This window comes from Roseomonas sp. HF4 (assembly GCF_005222755.1).
GTDB lineage: Bacteria > Pseudomonadota > Alphaproteobacteria > Acetobacterales > Acetobacteraceae > Neoroseomonas.
Genome location: NZ_STGD01000004.1, coordinates 55,947 through 73,457, shown reverse-complemented (window position 1 = coordinate 73,457; position 17,511 = coordinate 55,947). Strand labels below are relative to the sequence as shown.

Genomic DNA, 17,511 nt, shown 5'->3' with positions numbered 1-17,511 from the left:
GGTGCCCTGTCCTACAGCGTTCCGGCGCCGGCGGGCAACGCGGCGGCGACGGCCTCGCGGGGCAGGAAGGCGGCCAGGGCAGCCAGCACCTCCGCCGCCGGCAGGGATTCGAGCATCGGCACGGCCAGCACCTTCACGGCCGGGCCGGGCGGCGCGTGGCGCGCGGGATCGCTGCGCGCCCCGAACAGCGCCAGCGTCGGGCAGCCGACCACGGAGACGAGATGCGTCGGTCCCGTGTCGTTGCCCACCGCAAAGGCAGACCGGTGCGCCAGGGCAGCCAGGATGGCGGGCGGGCTGCGGTCCCCGCACCAGTCGAGGGTCGCGGGCGCCGCGGCCTTGATCGCGGCCGCGAGCGGCGCCTCGGCCGGCCCGCCCACCACCACGCAGGGGATGGCCAGCGCGCTGGCCAGGGCCGCGAATCCCTCGACCGGCCATCGCTTCTCCGGCCAGCGCGCCGAAGCCCCGGGGATCAGCAGGCAGAAACGCTCCGGCAGGTCCAGCGCGGCCGCGCCCTCCGTCAGCCAGCCGAGGTCGGGCGCCGGGACGTCCGCGATGCCGGCGATGCGGAGCTGTTCCTGCTGACGCGGCACGGTGGAGACGCTCTGCCGCGTCGGCGTGTCGTGGCGGTGGGACGCGCCGCGCGCGATCCCGGACCATTCGGCCGCCCGGCCGACCGCCAGCCGATAGAGCGAGGACCGGCGGGAGGTCTGCAGGTCATAGACACGGTCGAAACGTCCGCCGCGCAGCCGTCGCGCGAGGCGGAGCACCTCCCCCACCCGGCGCCAGGGCGGGCGCCCGTCGGACCAGACCTCGTCGAACCAGGGGGAAGCGCGGGCGAGGTCCACGAACGGCCGCGTGGTCAGCAGCGTGATCCGCGCCCCGCGATGATGCGCCCGGATGGCGGCGAAGGCGGGGAAGCTCTGCGCGAAATCCCCGAAGGCGCCGAGGCGAATGACCAGGATCCGGCGCGCCTCGGTCACGGCAGGAGCTCCCGGTAGACCGCCAGGGTCTCCGCCTGCATCCGCGCCGTGGTGCAGCGGGCGAGCACGGCAGCGCGCGCGGCGGCGCCCATCGCCGCACGGGCCGCGGGGGGCATGGCCAGCACGCGCCCGATCGCGCCGGCCAGCGCCGCCGGGTCGCCAGGCGGCACGCGGAAGCCGGTGGCGCCGTCCTCCACGGTCTCGCGCGGGCCGCCGAGGTCGCTTGCCACCACCACGCGGCCCATGGCCTGCGCCTCGATGACGGTGCGGCCGAACGCCTCGGCGTCGGTCGAAGCATGGACGACCACCTCGGCCAGCAGCAGCGCGGCGGGCATGTCCTCGGCATGGCCGACCAGGCGGACCCGGCCGGACAGGCCAAGTGCCGCGATCCGGGCCTCCAGCTCCTGACGGAAGCCCGGCTTGGCGCCGGCATCGCCGACCAGCAGCGCCAGCGCATCGCCCGGCAGGCGGGCCATGGCCTCCACAAGCACGCCCTGCCCCTTCCAACGTGTGATCCGGCCGGGGAGCATCACAATGGGGCGCCCTTCCGGCAGGCCCCAGGCGGCGCGCAGCGCGGCGAGGCGCCCGGGCGCGACCTCGGCCGGGTCGAAGCGGCGTTCGTCCACGCCGCGCAGGATCACGCGGAGGCGCTCCGTCGGCACGCCGTGGCGGTCGCGCACGACGCCCGCGATGAACTCGCTGATGGCGATGACGCGCTCGCCGCGCGCCATGACCGAATTGTAGAGGCGCTTGCCGGGGAACCCTTCGTTGTAGGTGCCGTGGTAGGTGGTCACGAACCGTGCGCCGGTGCGCCGCGCGGCGACCAGCGCCGACCAGGCCGGGGCGCGCGAGCGGGCGTGCAGCAGGCCGATCCCCTCCGCCCGCACCAGCGCGGCGAGGCGCCCCGCATTGCGCCAGATGCCGAGCGGCGACTTGGTCGCGAGGGGGAGCGTCACGTGCCGCGCGCCCAGCGCCTCGAGCGGCGCCACCAGCGGGCCGCCGGCCGAGGCCACGAAGGCCCGGACGCCCGCGGCGACCAGCGCCTCGGCGATCTCGAGCGTGCCGCGCTCGACGCCGCCCGCGACGAGCGTCGGCAGGATCTGAAGCACGGCGGGGGCGGCGGCGGCGGTCACGGTTCCAGACCGGGTCTTGCGCCGAAGCCCTGCGTGACGCAAGTGACGGACATGTTGACCTATTTCGTTGGCATGGCGCTGCTGTCGGCTGGCAGCTTCATCCATTCGCGCTGCGCCGCGCCCGAGATGCGCCCGGCCTCCGTCGGCGCTGACATCGTCTGGCGCTGGACGGCGCGGGCGGCGTTGTTCATGTGGATCGCCCTGATCGTCTGGGGCTTCGCGCGGCTCCACTGGTCACAGCCGGTCGCGGCGGTGATGCTCTCCCTCGGGGCCAACGGGCTGATCGCGATGCGCGGGCCGATGCGCACCTGGCCCGGCATCTCGCTGATCTTCTGCGCCGCCGGGCTGCTCTCGGGCGCGGCGACGCTGCTGCAATAGGCCCCGCCCGTCAGGCGACGGGCGGCAGGTGCAGCGCGACCACCTCGTCGCCCTGGCCGTCCACGGCCGGGAAGCGGGCGCGTACCGCGGGGTCGTGGCCCGGAATGACGCGCGTGTCGTCCCCGCCGGCGAGCCTTTTGGCCGTGCGCCACCCGGCGGCCATGGCGCCGAGGTCGAAGATGATCGGGAAGGGATTGCCCGACAGCGCATTGGCGTAGAAGTGCATCGCGTCGGAGGCGAGCACCACCGGCCCGCGCGCGGTCTCGACGCGCACCATCTGCAGCCCGTCGGAATGGCCGCCGACGCGGTGGACGGACACGCCCGGGGCGATGTCCGCATCCCCGTCGTGGAACTCCACCCGGTCGGCGTAGACGGCGCGGACCATGGCGACGACGTGCTCGGCCTCGAAGGGCATGCGGATCGCGTGCACGCACATGTGGCGGCCGACGGCGAAGTGGATCTCGCGTTCCTGCAGGTGGAAGCGCGCGGCGGGGAAGATGCCGAGGCTGCCGGCATGGTCGTAGTGCAGGTGGGTGATGACCACGTCCTGCACCTTGGCCGGGTCGGTGCCCATCGCGGCCAGGCAATCGGCGACGGAACGCGACAGCTTCCGCCCGCGCTTTGTGGCGAGTTCGGCGTCGAAGCCGGTGTCGACCACGATCTCCCGCCCGTCCGGCGCGCGCAGAAGCCACACGTAGTAGTCGAGCGGCATCGCCTCGTGCGGGTCGGGCAGCGGCAGCAGGTGGTTGGTCTGCGCCGTGCGGTCGTGCCGGCCGTAGCGGATGGCGTAGACTTCCCAGTGTGTCATGGCGCCTTGTTCCCCCCAAGTTCCGTGCCCGACAGCTGCTCCGAGAGCTTCGCCACCGCCGTGTGGTCCTGACCGGGGCCGAGCAGCGTCGCGGCCGAGGCCCACATCTCCCGGCAAAGCGCGGCAAAGGGCGTGGGCGTGGCCGTCTCCCGCCCCACTTCAAGCGCGATCGACAGGTCCTTGACCATGAGGTCGAGCCCGAAGCCGGCGTCGAAGCGGCGCGACAGCACGTATTCCTTGAACTTCTTCTGGGTCGAATTGTTCATGCCGGTGCTGGCATTGAGCACATCCACCATCTTCGCCGGGTCGAGTCCGAAGCGCTGGCCGATGAGCAGCGCCTCGATCCCGATCAGATAGCCGCCCGCCGAGACCAGGTTGTTCAGCGCCTTCATCGCCTGCCCCGCGCCGATCGGCCCGCAGCGATGGATGGAGGTGCCCATGGCCTTCAGCAAGGCATCGGCGCGGTCGAGATCCGCCTCCTCGCCGCCCGCCATGATGGCAAGCTGCCCCGATTTCGCGCGCGGCACGCCGCCCGAGACCGGGCAGTCGATCATCGCGACGCCGTGGCCGGCCAGCATCGCCGCGATCTCCCGCGTGCGGCCCGGCTGGCCGGATGTCATGTCGATGACCATCATGCCGGCCTTGAGCGCGGGCAGCATCGCCTCCACCGCCTCGGCAACCTGCTTGCTGGTCGGCACGATGGTGATGACGCAATCGACGCCCGCGACCGCCTCGGCGGGGGACGGGGCGGCCCTGGCCCCGGTCTCCGCCGCGAAGGCCGCCGCGCGTCCCGGCGCGACGTCGCAGACCGTGACCTCGAAGCCCGCCTTCACCAGGTTGGCCGCCATCGGCCAGCCCATGTTGCCGATGCCGGCGAAGGCGATGCGCTTGATCGGCGCGGCCATCACTTCTTCCCCGGGATCGCACCCTCGGCGAGCAGCACCTCGTGCGCCGCCTTGAAGGCGTCGAGCCCGGCCGGGATGCCGCAATAGGCGGTCGCGTGCAGCAGGGTCGCCTTGATCTCGTCGACCGTGATGCCGTTGTTGAGCGCGCCCTTCACGTGCAGCTTCACCTCCGGGATCTTGCCGAGCGCGGTCAGCATCGCGAGGTTGAGCAGCGAGCGCGTCTTGCGGTCCAGAGTCGGGTCGCCCCAGGCCCAGCCCCAGGCCCAGGCGGTGGTGGCGCGCTGGAACGACATCATGAAGTCGTCGGCCTTGGCCATCGAGCCATCGACGTAGTCCGCGCCCAGCACCGCGCGGCGGATGGGAAGGCCCTTGTCGAACAGCGCCTGATCGTCGGACATGTCTCGTTCCCTCGGGATTGGTTGCGGCGCGCAGGCTTGCGCGGACCCGCGGGCGGGTCAACGGGAGGCGGCGATGTTCTTCGATGGCTTCGCGATCGAGTCCGGGGAGGCCGCCGGCCGACGCTTCAGGCTGCGCCGCGGCGGCGAGGGCCCGCCGCTCCTGCTGCTGCACGGCAACCCGCAGACGCATGCCATGTGGCACAAGGTCGCCCCCGTCCTGGCGCGGCGCTTCACGGTGGTCTGCCCGGACCTCACGGGCTACGGCTTCTCGGCCAAGCCGCCGGTCAGCGACGACCACGCGCCCTACGCCAAGCGCGCCATGGCGGCCGACATGGTCGCGCTGATGGCGGGGCTAGGGCACGACTGCTTCCAGGTGGTCGCGCATGACCGCGGCGCGCGCGTCGCGCACCGCATGGCGCTCGACCATCCCGAGGCGGTCGAGCGGCTCTGCACGATGGACATCATTCCGACGCTGGAGCACTTCGAGCGCGCCGACATGTCCTTCGGCATGGGCTACTGGCACTGGTTCTTCCTGGCGCAGCGACATCCGGGCCCCGAGGCCATGATCCGCAACGACATCGAGACCTGGTTCGACTTCCACACCTCGCGCGAGCCGAAGCCGCGCGACTTCTTCCATCCCGAGGCACGGGCCGATTACCTCGCCGCGCTGCACGAGCCCGGCACCATCGAGGCGATCTGCGAGGATTACCGCGCCGCGACGGCGATCGACCTCGAGCATGACCGGGCGTCGCGCGCGGCGGGCGACAAGCTGCGCTGCCCGATGCTGGCGCTCTGGGGCGCCAGGGGCAGCCTGCCCCGGTGGTACGATCCGGCGGCGATCTGGCAGGGCTATGCGGCGGGGCCACTGGCGACCGGCGCGGTCGGCTCGGGCCACTACCTGGCGGAGGAGGCGCCCGACGAGGTGCTGGCCCGCCTCGAGGGCTTCCTGCGCGCCTGACCCGTCAGGCGAGGTGGAGCGCGGCGAGGTCGACGACGAAGGGGATGTCGGTGTCGCCGGTGGCGGCCCCCGCGGCGGTCAACAGCGCATGGACCTGGCCGCGATGGTGCGTCTGGTGATTGAAGACATGCGCGACGGTGAACCACAGCGGCATGGTCATTTCGCGCTTCGCGGCGGCCGAGACCCAGGTGAGCGGCGCGGCGAGGCGCGCTTCGGTGAGCCCGCCCGCCCAAGACTCGATGCGCCCATCGGCCGCGGCGCGGGCGGTGCGAAGCGCGCCCCAGTCCTCGATCATGCGCGGGCTGTCCTTCATGCCGACCGGCGGCGCCCCCCACCCGTCGAAGCGGCTCATCCAGATCGTGTCGCCCCAGAGAAGGTGGGCGAGCGTACCGTGGATGCCGCCCCAGAAGGCGCCGCGCTCGGCCCGCCGTGCCGTGTCGTCGAGCGTGTCCGCAGCACCGTAGATCCGCCGGTTCATCTCGCTGTTGTAGGCCGCCATCATGCGGCACCAGTCGGGGCTGATCATGCGCGGCCCTCCCAGGGGTCAGAACGCCTTCCAGAAGAACACGGTGTCGCAGGGCTGCCGCCCGGCATCGATCTCGAAGCCCGGGATGCGGCCGAGTTCCTGCCACCCCTCGGCGCGGTACAGCGCCTCGGCCGCGCTGCCCGCCCGCGTGTCGAGCATGGCGGCGCGCCGCCCATGCGCGCGCGCGGCCTGTTCGGCCCGCCGCAGCAATGCGCGCCCGATGCCCTTGCGGCGCGCGGCCGGCTCCACGATCAGCTTCTGGATCGCGGCGACGTGCGGCTGGTTCTCGGCGGTGGCGAGGTCGAGCGTCACGCTCCCCGCGAGATGCCCGTCGGTCCAGGCTGCCAGCAGCACGCGGTCGCCTGCCGCCACGGCGGCCGAGGCCCCCTTCCAGAACCGTGCGGCATGGTCGGGTGCCAGCGGCGGCAGGAACTCGAGCGAGGCGCCCTCGGCCACGCAATCGACCAGGATGCGCGCGAGGCGCCGCTCCGCGCTCGCCGCCGCGGCCGCGTCGAGCGCCTCCACCACCAGCCCCCGCGCCGGCTTCGCGTAGCGGAATTCCAGCGAGTTCGAGAGGTCGTCGAGGATCCGGATCGAGCCCTGCCGAACATAGCCGTGCTTTTCGTAGAAGCCGTGCGCGCGGGTGAAGCGCGTGTCGGTCCAAAGCACCAGGCGCTCGGCGCCGCCGGCCCGCGCATGCGCCTCGGCCGTGCCGAGCAGCGCGGCCGCGAGGCCCGCGCCGCGCGCGCCGGCATCGACGTACATGCGGCAGATCTCCCAGGCGGCGTCCTCGCGCAGTGGCCGCGTCCCGACCATGCCGACGAGGCGCCCGCCCTGCTCCGCGACCCAGAGGCGGCCGCCCTGGTCGCGGAAATACGTGGCGAGCGCGCGCAACTCCGGCACCTCGCCATCCACGTCCAGCACGCAGCCGGGGTATTCGGCCCAGCAGGCACCGATCAGGGCGATGAAGCCCGCGGAATCCTCGTCCCGGCCGTCCCGGATCACGCGAGTTCCCTGCAGAACTCCTGGATGCGGCTGCAGGCCTCGCGCAGGCTGTCGGTGTCCGTCGCATAGGAAATGCGGAGGTAGGGCGACATGCCGTACGCCGCACCCTGCACGGCGGCGACGTACTTCTCCTCGAGCAGCGCGAGGGCGAAGTCGGTGTCGGTCTCGATCCTGCGCCCGCCCTTCGTCGTCTTGCCGAGGCAGCCGGCGATGTTCGGGAAGACGTAGAAGGCGCCCTCCGGCTTGTGGCAGGCGATGCCGGGTGCCGCGTTCAGCATCTCGACCACCATGTCGCGCCGCATCCGGTAGTCCTCGGCGCGCTCGCGCACGAGGTCCTGCGGGCCATCCAGCGCGGCGGCCGCGGCGGCCTGGCCGATGGTGGAAATGCCCGAGGTCGCCTGCCCCTGCATGTTGACCATGGCCTTGATCAGGGCCTTCGGGCCGCCGCAGAAGCCGACGCGCCAGCCGGTCATGGCGTAGGTCTTGGAGGCGCCGTTGACCGTCAGCGTGCGCTCCTTCAGCTCCGGCGCAACCTCGGCGATGGTGCAGAACTCGAAGCCGTCATAGACAAGGTGCTCGTACATGTCGTCGGTCATGACCCAGACATGCGGGTGCTTCTTCAGCACCTCGGCGATCGCCTTCATCTCGTCGCGCGAGCAGGCCGCGCCGGTCGGGTTGTTCGGGAAGTTCAGCATCACCCACTTGGTCTTGGGCGTGATGGCGGCGTCGAGGTCTTCGGGGCGCAGCTTGAAGCCGTTGTTCTGCGGGCAGTTCACGAGCACCGGCTTGCCGCCGGCCACCTTCGCCATGTCGGCGTAGGAGATCCAGTAGGGCGCGGGGATCACCACCTCGTCGCCCGGATCGACCGTCGCCATCAGCGCGTTGTAGATGCACTGCTTGCCGCCATTGGCGACCATGATCTCGTCCAGCGCGTAGTCGAGGTTGTTGTCGCGCTTGAACTTGCGCTGCACCGCCTCCTTCATGGCGCGGGTGCCGTCCTGCGGAGGGTACTTGGTGTCGCCGGCCAGCGCCGCCTTGTGCGCGGCCTCGATCGCGTGCAGGGGCGTCGGGAAGTCGGGCTCCCCGGTGCCGAGGCTGATCACCTTGATCCCCTGCGCCGCGAGATCGCGGGCCTTCATGGTCATGACGACGGAGGCGGAGACGGCGATGTCGGCGAGGCGGCTGGCGAGGGCTGGCATCGGTCTGTCTCTCTGTCCTTGCAGGCTGGAAGTGCGGGAACCTACGGCGACCCGGACCCGCCGCCAAGGCCGGCCGGGCGCTCATAGAGCCAGTCCACGCCCCGTTCGCCCAGGCGCAGGAAGCCCAGGCGTTCCCAGAAGCGATGCGCGGCGCTTTCGCGCAGGACCTCGATGCGAATCGGCAGTCCCGGGGCACCGTCCAGCGCCGCGGCCACCGCCGCCGCGCCGAGGCCCCGGCCCTGGAAGGCAGGCTCCAGGTATACGGAATGCAGCACGAGATGGTCGGCGCCCCGGGCGAGGCCGATGCAGCCGGCGCGCTGCCCGTCCTGCTCGACCACGCGCAGTTCACCGGCGTCGAAGACCGCGCGCATGCGACCGCGGCGGCGGGAGAGCATGAAGCGGTCGAGCCGCTCGAGGTCCGCGCGCAGCACCCGGACGGACAGGTCGAGAAGGGGCTCGAAATCCTCCTCCCCGGCCGGGCGCAGGACGATGCCAGGCGTCACGCCATCGACGCGCAGAACTTCTGGATCCGCGTGCAGGCCTCGCGCAGCGCCTCGTCGGACGTCGCGTAGGAGATGCGGAAATGCCCGGGGCTGAGGAAGGCCGTGCCATGCACGGTGGCAACACCCGCTTCCTCGAGCAGGGCGATGGTGAAGTCCTCGTCGGTCTCGATCGCCTTGCCGCCCGCGGTGGTCTTGCCGATGCAGCCGCGCATGTCCGGGAAGACGTAGAAGGCGCCCTCGGGCTTGTGGCAGCGCAGGCCCGGCGCCTGGTTCAGCATCTCCACCACCATGTTGCGGCGACGCTCGTAGACCTTGCGCATCTCCTCGATGCTGTCCTGCTGGCCGGTCAGCGCCTCGATCGCCGCGGCCTGGGAGATGCTGCTGGTGTTGGACGTGCTCTGCCCCTGCAGCTTGTCCATCGCCTTGATCAGGTGCAGCGGCGCGCCCGCGAAGCCGATGCGCCAGCCGGTCATCGCATAGGCCTTGGAACAGCCGTTCATGGTGACGGTGCGGTCGCGCAGTCGGGGTTCCACCTCCAGCACCGTCGCCGGCTTGAAGCCGTCATAGGCGAGCTTCTCATAGATGTCGTCGGTGAACACCCAGACATGCGGATGGCGCATCAGCACATCCGTCAGCGCCTTCATCTCGGCGGCGTTGTAGGCGGCACCGGTCGGATTGCAGGGGTTGTTCAGGATCAGCCACTTGGTCTTCGGCGTGATCGCGGCTTCCAGCTGCTCGGCGGTCATCTTGAAGCCGGCGTTCTGCCCGCACTGCACGATCACCGGCGTGCCCTCGGCGAGCTGCACGATGTCCGGGTACGACACCCAGCACGGGGCGGGGATGATCGCCTCGTCGCCCGGGTTGATGGTGGCGACCAGCGCGTCGAAGATCACCTGCTTGCCGCCGGTCGCGACGATGATCTCCTCGGGCTTGTAGTCGAGGCCGCTGTCGCGCCTGAACTTCTCGCAGATCGCCTTGCGCAGTTCGGCGGTACCCGACACGTCGGTGTACTTCGTCTCGCCCCGCTCGATCGCGGCGATCGCGGCATCCTTGACGTTGCGCGGCGTGTCGAAGTCGGGCTCGCCGGACGACAGCCCGATCACGTCCTTCCCCGCGGCCTTGAGCGCGCGTGCCTTGGCCGTCATGGCGATGGTGAGCGACGGCGAGATGCGGTTGAGGCGGTCGGCAATGAGGTTCATGGCGGGCCCGATTGGCTGCAGGGAAGGCCGGGACCCTAATCCCGCCCCCTGGCGCCATCAACCCGCCGTCAGAACAGGCGGAGCGGGCGAAGCCCCTGGTAGGTCCACCCCTCCTCCGCCAGGCAGGCGGCCCGGGCGACGCGGCGCTGCGCGGTATTGGCATCGACCCAGCCGTATTCGGGCGGCACGTAGCGCGGCGGGCGGCTCACGCATTCGGTGTGGTTCCGGTACGTCCGGCAGCGCCGCTCGCCCGGCTCCCACCGGGCGGGGGCCACGATTGTCCAGACCATGGCGGGCGGGACCTGCTCGGCCGCAATCGCGGTGCAGCGGGCCTGGGCGGCCTCGGACTCGGCCTCCGTGGCGCCGGGGCGCTCCCAGCGCTCGGCGCAGCCAGCCAGCAGGGCAACGAGGGCGAGCATCCTCCACATGCCGACACCCTGCCACGGATCGCGGGCCGAATCATGGCGCTACGCGGTTAGCGCTCAGCCCGCCCGCGGCCGCAGCAGCAGTGCCGCCAACCCGAGCATCCCGCCCACCCCCAGCACGATGACGGCGCCGAGCGCATTGACCTCCGGCGTCAGGCCGAGCCGCAGCATGGAAAACAGCGCGATCGGCAGCGTCGTCCCGGACGGGCCCGAGACGAAGGAGGCGATCACGACATCGTCGAGCGACAGGGTGAAGGCGAGCAGCCACCCCGCCGCCAGCGCCGGCGCCATCAGCGGCAGCGTCACGGTGCGGAAGGCCACGAAGGGCGTGGCGCCGAGGTCCATCGCCGCTTCTTCCAGGCTCCGGTCGCTGCCGGCCAGGCGCGCCTGCACGACCACGGCCACGAAGGCGGCGCCGAGCGTCGCATGGGCGAGCAGCACGGTTGTCGCGCCGCGCCCCGCGGGCCAGCCCGTGGCCCCTTCCAGTGCGACGAACAGCAGCAGCAGCGAAAGCCCGGTCACGACCTCGGGCAGCACCAGGGGCGCGCCGATCAGGGCGCCGAACAGCGCACGACCGCGAAACGGCCCGAAGCGCGCCAGCGCCCAGCCCGCCGCGCCGCCGAGCAGCACGGCCAGCGTCGCCGCCCCCGCCGCGATGCGCACCGACAGGATCGCCGCCTCGACCAGCCGGTCGTTCGCCGCCAGCGCGGCGAACCAGCGCAAAGAGAACCCGCCCCATTGGAACGGTATGCGGTCCGCGCTGAAGGCATAGCCGACCAGGAGCAGGATCGGCGCCCAGAGAAACCCGAGGCCCACCGCCAGGAGGATGCGCAGCGCCCGTCCGCGCCTCACGGCCGTGCCTCCAGCCGCTGGAACAGCCGGATCGGGGCCAGCAGCAGCACGAGCAGCACGACCGCGAGCGCGGCGGCGACCGGCCAGTCGCGGTTCTGGAAGAATTCCTGCCAGAGCACGCGCCCGACCAGCTGCGCCTCGGGCGGGCCCATCAGTTCCGGGATCACGAATTCGCCCGCGGCCGGGATGAACACCAGCAGGAAGGCGGCCGCGGCCGCCGGCGCCGTCACCGGCAGGGTCACGGTCAGGAAGGCCACGGCCGGGCGCGCGCCGAGGTCCTCCGCGGCCTCGACCAGCGTGGGGTCGAGCCGGACCAGCGCGGCGAACAGAGGCAGCACCGCGAAGGGCAGGTAGGCATGGACCATGCCGGCCAGCATCGCCCCCTCGGTGTAGAGCAGGTGCAGCGGCGCCTCTGTCATGCCGAGCGCCAGCAGCACGCCGTTGATCCAGCCCTGGTCGCGCAGCAGCCCGATCCAGGCGCCGACGCGCAGCAGGAAGCCGGTCCAGAAGGGCAGCATGAGCAGGGCCAGCAGCAGCACGCGCCGCCCCGGCCGCGCACGCGCGATCGCCATCGCCATGGGATAGCCCAGCAGCAGGCAGAGGCCGGCCGTGATGCCGGCCACGCGCAGCGCCGTGCCGAACGCTTCGAGGTAATAGGTGTCCTCCGCGAGCGTCGCGAAGCCGATGCCGGACAGCGCCAGGCGGAAGGGGGGAATGCCGGGATCGGCCTCGGCGAAGGCGATGGCGGCCAGGATGCCGGCCGGCGCCGCCACGAACAGCAGCAGCCACGCCCAGGCCGGCGCCAGCACCGCAAGCCGCGCCTTCACGCGGGCAGCGCCACGACGTCGCCGGCCTCCCAGGCCAGGCCGATGGCGGCGCCCCGCGGCGGCGGCGCGCCATCCTCCTCGGCATGCGCGACACGCAGCAGGGCACCGCCGGTCAGGCGCACGAGGAGGAGGGAATCGTCGCCCCGGAACGCCACGTCCTCGACCACGCCGAGCGCGGTGTTGGGGCCCTCCGCGCCGGCGGTGACGGCGATGCGTTCCGGGCGCAGCGCGACCGCGACCGTGCCCTCGGGGATCGTGCCGGCGAAGGTGACGCCGGCCTCGGCGCTCTCGAAGGTCCCCGCCAGGGCGCGGCCTTCCAGGACGTTCGCCGCACCGAGGAAGCGCGCCGCGAAGCGCGACGCCGGCCGTTCGTAGATCGCGCGCGGCGCACCAACCTGCGCGACCCGCCCGCCATCGAGCAGCGCGACGCGGTCGGCCAGCGCCAGCGCCTCCTCCTGGTCGTGCGTCACCATCACGAAGGCGGCGCCGGTCTCGCGCTGCAGGGCGCGCAGCTCGAAGCCCGTGCGTTCGCGCAGCGCCGCGTCGAGCGCGCCCAGCGGCTCGTCCAGCAACAGCAGCCGCGGGCGCATGACGAGGCTGCGCGCGAGCGCCACGCGCTGCCGCTGCCCGCCCGAGAGCTGATGCGGCCGCCGCGCCCCGAAGCCCTCCAGCCCCACCATCGCGAGCGTGGCCGCGACGCGCCGGGCGGCCTCGGCGCGATTCACGCCGGCGCGACGCAGCCCATAGGCCACGTTGTCCGCCACGCTCATGTGCGGGAACAGCGCATAGGACTGGAACATCATGTTGAAGGGCCGCGCCCAGGGCGGCACCGCGGCGATGTCGCGCCCGTCCAGCAGCAGCCGCCCCGCATCGGGGGCCTCGAAGCCCGCGATGATGCGCAGCAGCGTGGACTTGCCGGAGCCCGAGCCGCCGAGCAGCGCGAAGAACTCGCCCTCCGCGATCTCGAGGTCGAGCGCGTCGAGCGCCAGCGTGGCGCCGAAGCGCTTCGTGACGCCGTCGGCGCGCAGCAGTGACAAGGCTAGCGGCCGGCCTTGAAGCGGGACCAGAGCCGCGTGCGCGCCCGCTCGGCCTCCCGCGGGGGGGTGCCGGCGACGAAGGTCCGTGCCAGCGCCGCGTCGTCGGGGAAGACATTGCGGTCGTCGCGCACCGCGGCCGCGACCATGGGCCGGGAGGTCGGCACGGCGTTCGGATAGCGCACCTGGTTCGTGATGGCTGCCATCACGTCAGGCTGCAGCAGGAAGTTGATGAAGGCGTGCGCCGCCTCGGGGTTCGGCGCATCGGCCGGGATCGCCATCAGGTCGAACCAGAGCTGCGCGCCTTCCCGCGGCATGACGTAGCCGACCTCGACGCCGCGGTTGGCCTCGCGCGCCCGCGTCGCGGCCTGGATCACGTCGCCCGAATAGGTGAGCGCCACGCAGGCCTCCCCGGTCGCGAGCGCGTCGAGGATGGCGGAGGATGGCACGATCGCGCGCACATGGGGGCGGATGGCGCGCAGCGCCGCCTCGGCCGCGCGATGGTCGGCGTCCGAATGGCCGTTCGGATCACGCCCGAGCCAGCGCAGCACCGAGGGCAGCACGTCGGTCGGGCTGTCCATCACCATGATGCCGCAGCGCGCCAAGCGCCGAGCATTCTCGGGCTTCATCAGGATGTCGAGGCTGTCGAGCGCGACCCCCGGCAGCGCCGCGCGCACCAGGTCCGGCCGGATGCCGAGGCCGACCGTGCCCCAGAGGTAGATGGCGCCGTGCCGGTTGCCCGGGTCGATCACGGCGACGCGGGCCATCAGCGTCGGGTCGAGGTTGCCCCAGTTCGGGATCCGCGCTCGGTCGAGGGGCAGGAGTGCGCCGGCACGCAGCAGCCGCGCGAAGGTCGGCTCGCTGGTCGGGACGATCAGGTCGTAGCCGGACCGTCCGGCGGAGAGCCGGCCCTCCAGCGTCTCAAGGCTGTCGTAGACGTCGTAACGGACGCGGATGCCGGTCTCACGCGTGAAGCGTTCCACGACCGCGGGGTCGATGTAGTCCGACCAGTTGTAGACGTTGAGCACGCGCTCCTGGGCCGCGACGCTTGCGGGCGCGAGCAACAGGGCGAGCAACGGCAGCAGGCGTCGGAGCATCGGCGCGGATCCTCGGGCGTCGGGCGGCGGTGGGGCCTGAGGATAACCACGCGGCGCGCGCCTGCCATCCCCTCGCGCGCAGGCTGAAATAGGATTTTTTACCTTGACCATGGGCTGATGTTCCTGTAACCAGCGTCGCATCAAGGGGCGAACTGCGCCCATCCCCCAGACAACCCGACCCCAGGAACACCGCCCGCGCGGCGGCGCCCGCGCGCCCGCACGCCTGGCGGAGGAGGAGCGACGCATGCCCTTCAACGCGCCCGATCTCGCGGCCCTGACCTCGGCCAACGGTTTCACGCTCTGGCACTACCGCACGGAGGACGACCGCGCGACGGTGCTGGCGCCGGGCTACTTCGCCCCGGCGGCGCCGCGGCTGCTGCCGGGCGACATCGTGATCGTCCAGGCGGCGGATGCCACGGCGCTGGTGCCCATCCGCGGCGGCACCGTCGCCGGCGACGGCGTCACCGTGGACGGTTCCGGCGCCGCGCCGGCCCTGCTGCGATCGGCCACGCTGCTGGCCGACGTGACCCTCGCCGCACTCGCGACAGCCCGCTCGATCGCGCTCGACGCATTGCCCGGCATCGTCTTCGAGCAGACGCCCATCACCGCCGAGGCAACCGTCGTCGGGCCGATCCTGCAGGTCACCTTCGCGCTCCGCGACGCCGGCGGCGCGGATGTGGCGCCGCCGCAGGTCGTGCCCGTCGCCGCCGGCCGCGCCGCCGCGTCCTTCGGCACGCCGCCGGTCGGCAGCGGTTACCGCGTCAGCGCCGTGGATGCGACCGACCCCGCCCTCTTCGCCCTCTCGCCCCCCTTCGTCGTGGCGCCGGCACCCCGGCTGCTCGCAGAGGACGAAGGCCGGCTGCTGCTCGAGACAGGCGCAGCGCTGCTGCTCTGACGCCCGCCCCTTCCGCCCCCGAGACCGAGAGAAAGAGAGACCGATGTCAGACACCAAGATCAGCGCCCTGCCCGCCGCCGCCGCCGCCGCCGATGCCGACCTGCTGCCGGTCGTGCAGGGCTCGGGCGGGGGCGCGGTCACGCGCCGCGCCAGCCTCGCGCAGCTGCGCACCCGGCTGCTCGCCGACCGCCCGGTGCATGTCCGGGACTTCGGCGCCGTCGGCGACGGCGTCACGAACGACGCGCCCGCGATCCAGGCCGCGGTGGACGCGATGGCGGCGAGCGGCGGCGGCGTGCTGCAGTTCGGCCCGCGCGCCTACCGCATCGCGAGCCCGGTCGTGATCGGCAGCGTCTCGGTCGTGCTGCAGGGCGCCGGCTTCCGGGAAGGGCCGAACGTCGCCGACGGCACCTGGCTGACGGTCGACACCACCGGCTTCACGCCCTTCACCTTCACGGGCACGAGCGCGCGCGGCTCCGCGGTGCGCGACCTCGCGGTGCGCCAGGCGCACGCCGGCGCCCAGGTGCCGGGCTGGACGCCGACCGACTACGACTTCGTCTTCCGCGTGCAGGATTGCCTCGGCTCGGTCGACTTCGAGAATGTCTTCCTCTGCGGCGTGACGCGCGGCATCCGCATCGACAATTCGGGGCGCTTCAACCTCGAGCACATCCGCGGCCAGGTCTACGACACCGGCATCGAGATCGACCGCGCCTTCGACATCGGCCGCATCCACCACGTCCATTTCTGGACCTTCGTGACGTCGGACGAGGATGTCGTCGCCTACCAGCAGGCGAACATGGACGCGATCGTCCTGCGCAAGGTGGACGGCGTCTTCATCGACAACATCTTCACCCTCGGCGCCCGGTCGGTGCTGCGCCTCGCCTCCTCGGCCTCGGGCGTCACGACCAAGGCCTATGTCGGCAGCCTCTACGCGGATTTCGCCCGCCACGGCATCTGGGTCGAGGGCAACGGCGTGACCGCGCTCGTGGCGAACGCGACGATGCAGGGCGAGGTCTTCGGCTCCGGCGGCACCAGCGTGGCCAACGCCTCCGGCATCCGGATCGATGGCAACAACGCCAGGCTGCAGGTCGGCAACCTCAGAATCGACGCGTCCGAGAGCAACGCGATCCGCGTCGAGGGCACGGGCAACCGTCTCGATGTCTTCTCCTTCCGCGCCCAGGGCTACAACCGGCTCAACAACGGCTCCGCCGCGATCCACCTGGCCAACGTCGCGTCGGGCACGCCGAATGCCTGCCATCTCGGCAGCCCGGCGCTGCTCGGCAACGGTAATTCCGGGCCGCTGCTGAACGGCTCGACCAACGGCTTCGTCGCGCTGGCCGGGCCGGCCGGGCGCATCGACCGGCCTGGTGTCATGGTCGGCGGCGAGACGACCGGCCTCTTTGCCCCGTCGAGCACGGAACTCGCCGCCGTCGCCGACGGCGCCGAGGTGATGCGCGCCACCGCGGCCGGCAACGTCAGCCTGGGCGGTCCCGATGCCACGCCGGGGATGCGCGTCGTCCGCGTCGCCTCGACCGCCAATGCGCTCGAGGCGCGTTCCGCCATCGCCGGGCAGCCCGTCAGCCTGACCGCCAGCGGCACCGACAGCAGCGTGTCGCTGAATGTCGCGGCGAAGGGCACGAGCGGCGTCCTGCGGCTGCAGGTTCGCAACGGCACCGGCTTCGAGGTGACCGCGACCGGCACGCCGGGCAACTACGTGCGCGCCACCGCGGCCGGTCCTGGCGGTACCCCCACGCTCAACGCACAGGGGTCGGACACGAATGTCGGCCTGACGCTGTCGCCGAAGGGCACCGGCGCGGTGGCCGCGAGCGCCCCGTTCCGGCTGCCGACCTATACCGTGGCGGCGCTTCCGTCCGCGGCCACCTACGGACAGTGCCTCGCCTACGTCTCGGACGGCTCGTCGAGCCGGCGCCTCGCGATCAGCGATGGCTCCGCCTGGCGCTGGGCCGACGGCACGGTCGTGGCCTGACCCCGGACAGACAGGAGAGACCGCGATGACCGCGCTGACCGACCATGCGAAGAACCTGCTGGCCCGTGCCCTCGTCGGACGCCAGCCGAGCCTGCCCGTTGCCGTCTGGGTCGCCCTCGGCTCGGGCGGCACGGATGCCGCGGGGCTGACCGGAGAACCCGCGGCCGCCTCGGGCTATGTCCGCCAGCCCGCCTCCTTTACCGGCAGCGGGCCGCAGCGCAACGCGGCGCCCGTGCGCTTCGCCTTCACGACGAGCGTCGGCACGCTCAGCCATGTCGGCCTTTTCGACGCGGTGTCGGGCGGCAATGCGCTCGCCTGGAGCGAGCTCGGCACGCCGGCGACGCTGACCGCCGCGGGCACCATCACCATCCCCGCGGAGAGCCTCACGGTCCTGGCGGACTGAAG

At 72.4% G+C, this 17,511-nt stretch carries 20 protein-coding genes; 5 read left to right on the top strand and 15 right to left on the bottom strand.

Translation table 11 applies throughout. From position 1 onward, the window contains the following. Window positions 1-11: 11 nt before the first annotated feature. Window positions 12-980 (bottom strand): glycosyltransferase family 9 protein, encoded by a 969-nt coding sequence (locus tag E8M80_RS07810; protein WP_137125121.1) that lies wholly within the window; start codon window positions 978-980, stop codon window positions 12-14. Further along, on the bottom strand, window positions 977-2,113 hold the full coding sequence (locus E8M80_RS07805; protein WP_240789941.1) for a glycosyltransferase family 4 protein: 1,137 nt from the start codon (window positions 2,111-2,113) through the stop codon (window positions 977-979). Before E8M80_RS07805 ends, E8M80_RS07810 begins: the two co-directional genes overlap by 4 nt. A gap of 33 nt (window positions 2,114-2,146) precedes the next feature. On the opposite strand from E8M80_RS07805, the gene E8M80_RS07800 reads away from it, so the two are divergent. Further along, window positions 2,147-2,491, top strand: a complete 345-nt coding sequence (locus E8M80_RS07800) for a multidrug DMT transporter permease (RefSeq protein WP_170979254.1) — start codon at window positions 2,147-2,149, stop codon at window positions 2,489-2,491. A gap of 10 nt (window positions 2,492-2,501) precedes the next feature. Here E8M80_RS07800 and E8M80_RS07795 read toward each other — a convergent pair whose 3' ends face one another. Genes E8M80_RS07795 through E8M80_RS07785 form a run of 3 tightly spaced genes read right to left on the bottom strand, consistent with a single transcriptional unit; the run spans window position 2,502 to window position 4,602 of the window. Next, complete coding sequence (locus E8M80_RS07795) at window positions 2,502-3,299, bottom strand: N-acyl homoserine lactonase family protein (RefSeq protein ID WP_137125118.1); 798 nt, start codon at window positions 3,297-3,299, stop codon at window positions 2,502-2,504. Continuing rightward, on the bottom strand, window positions 3,296-4,204 hold the full coding sequence (locus E8M80_RS07790; protein ID WP_137125117.1) for an NAD(P)-dependent oxidoreductase: 909 nt from the start codon (window positions 4,202-4,204) through the stop codon (window positions 3,296-3,298). Before E8M80_RS07790 ends, E8M80_RS07795 begins: the two co-directional genes overlap by 4 nt. Continuing rightward, window positions 4,204-4,602, bottom strand: a complete 399-nt coding sequence (locus tag E8M80_RS07785; RefSeq protein ID WP_137125116.1) for a carboxymuconolactone decarboxylase family protein — start codon at window positions 4,600-4,602, stop codon at window positions 4,204-4,206. The genes E8M80_RS07790 and E8M80_RS07785 overlap by 1 nt, the downstream gene beginning before the upstream one ends. Window positions 4,603-4,675: 73 nt before the next feature. Between E8M80_RS07785 and E8M80_RS07780 the strand changes: the two genes are divergently transcribed. After that, a complete protein-coding gene (locus E8M80_RS07780; RefSeq protein WP_137125115.1) occupies window positions 4,676-5,560 on the top strand; it encodes an alpha/beta fold hydrolase in 885 nt (294 codons plus the stop codon). A gap of 4 nt (window positions 5,561-5,564) precedes the next feature. Here the strand turns inward: E8M80_RS07780 and E8M80_RS07775 are convergent, their stop codons facing one another. The 10 genes from E8M80_RS07775 to E8M80_RS07730 form a co-directional block, all read right to left on the bottom strand. Next, window positions 5,565-6,086: a DinB family protein gene (locus tag E8M80_RS07775; protein WP_137125114.1), complete on the bottom strand. Its 522-nt coding sequence runs from the start codon at window positions 6,084-6,086 to the stop codon at window positions 5,565-5,567. A gap of 18 nt (window positions 6,087-6,104) precedes the next feature. Beyond that, window positions 6,105-7,091: a GNAT family N-acetyltransferase gene (locus E8M80_RS07770; RefSeq protein ID WP_240789940.1), complete on the bottom strand. Its 987-nt coding sequence runs from the start codon at window positions 7,089-7,091 to the stop codon at window positions 6,105-6,107. Continuing rightward, window positions 7,088-8,290, bottom strand: a complete 1,203-nt coding sequence (locus E8M80_RS07765) for a pyridoxal phosphate-dependent aminotransferase (RefSeq protein ID WP_137125112.1) — start codon at window positions 8,288-8,290, stop codon at window positions 7,088-7,090. Before E8M80_RS07765 ends, E8M80_RS07770 begins: the two co-directional genes overlap by 4 nt. A gap of 41 nt (window positions 8,291-8,331) precedes the next feature. After that, window positions 8,332-8,793 carry a GNAT family N-acetyltransferase gene (locus E8M80_RS07760; RefSeq protein ID WP_137125111.1) on the bottom strand — a complete coding sequence of 154 codons (462 nt, stop codon included), beginning with the start codon at window positions 8,791-8,793 and terminating at the stop codon, window positions 8,332-8,334. Then, the gene (locus tag E8M80_RS07755; protein ID WP_137125110.1) at window positions 8,790-9,992 is read right to left on the bottom strand and encodes a pyridoxal phosphate-dependent aminotransferase; all 1,203 of its coding nucleotides are present in this window, start codon (window positions 9,990-9,992) and stop codon (window positions 8,790-8,792) included. The genes E8M80_RS07760 and E8M80_RS07755 overlap by 4 nt, the downstream gene beginning before the upstream one ends. A gap of 68 nt (window positions 9,993-10,060) precedes the next feature. Further along, window positions 10,061-10,420 (bottom strand): hypothetical protein, encoded by a 360-nt coding sequence (locus E8M80_RS07750; protein ID WP_137125109.1) that lies wholly within the window; start codon window positions 10,418-10,420, stop codon window positions 10,061-10,063. 54 nt (window positions 10,421-10,474) lie between these two features. Continuing rightward, the gene (locus E8M80_RS07745) at window positions 10,475-11,269 is read right to left on the bottom strand and encodes an ABC transporter permease subunit (RefSeq protein ID WP_137125108.1); all 795 of its coding nucleotides are present in this window, start codon (window positions 11,267-11,269) and stop codon (window positions 10,475-10,477) included. After that, a complete protein-coding gene (locus E8M80_RS07740) occupies window positions 11,266-12,096 on the bottom strand; it encodes an ABC transporter permease (protein WP_240789939.1) in 831 nt (276 codons plus the stop codon). Before E8M80_RS07740 ends, E8M80_RS07745 begins: the two co-directional genes overlap by 4 nt. Then, entirely contained in the window at window positions 12,093-13,133 is a 1,041-nt protein-coding gene (locus tag E8M80_RS07735) for an ABC transporter ATP-binding protein (protein WP_137125107.1), read from the bottom strand. Before E8M80_RS07735 ends, E8M80_RS07740 begins: the two co-directional genes overlap by 4 nt. A gap of 2 nt (window positions 13,134-13,135) precedes the next feature. After that, window positions 13,136-14,227, bottom strand: a complete 1,092-nt coding sequence (locus E8M80_RS07730; protein WP_137125106.1) for a polyamine ABC transporter substrate-binding protein — start codon at window positions 14,225-14,227, stop codon at window positions 13,136-13,138. 244 nt (window positions 14,228-14,471) lie between these two features. Between E8M80_RS07730 and E8M80_RS25865 the strand changes: the two genes are divergently transcribed. Genes E8M80_RS25865 through E8M80_RS07720 form a run of 3 tightly spaced genes read left to right on the top strand, consistent with a single transcriptional unit; the run spans window position 14,472 to window position 17,509 of the window. Next, the gene (locus E8M80_RS25865; RefSeq protein ID WP_170979268.1) at window positions 14,472-15,122 is read left to right on the top strand and encodes a hypothetical protein; all 651 of its coding nucleotides are present in this window, start codon (window positions 14,472-14,474) and stop codon (window positions 15,120-15,122) included. Window positions 15,123-15,165: 43 nt separating this feature from the next. After that, on the top strand, window positions 15,166-17,106 hold the full coding sequence (locus tag E8M80_RS07725; RefSeq protein ID WP_170979267.1) for a glycosyl hydrolase family 28-related protein: 1,941 nt from the start codon (window positions 15,166-15,168) through the stop codon (window positions 17,104-17,106). Window positions 17,107-17,131: 25 nt separating this feature from the next. Continuing rightward, a complete protein-coding gene (locus tag E8M80_RS07720; RefSeq protein WP_137125104.1) occupies window positions 17,132-17,509 on the top strand; it encodes a hypothetical protein in 378 nt (125 codons plus the stop codon). Window positions 17,510-17,511: the final 2 nt, after the last annotated feature.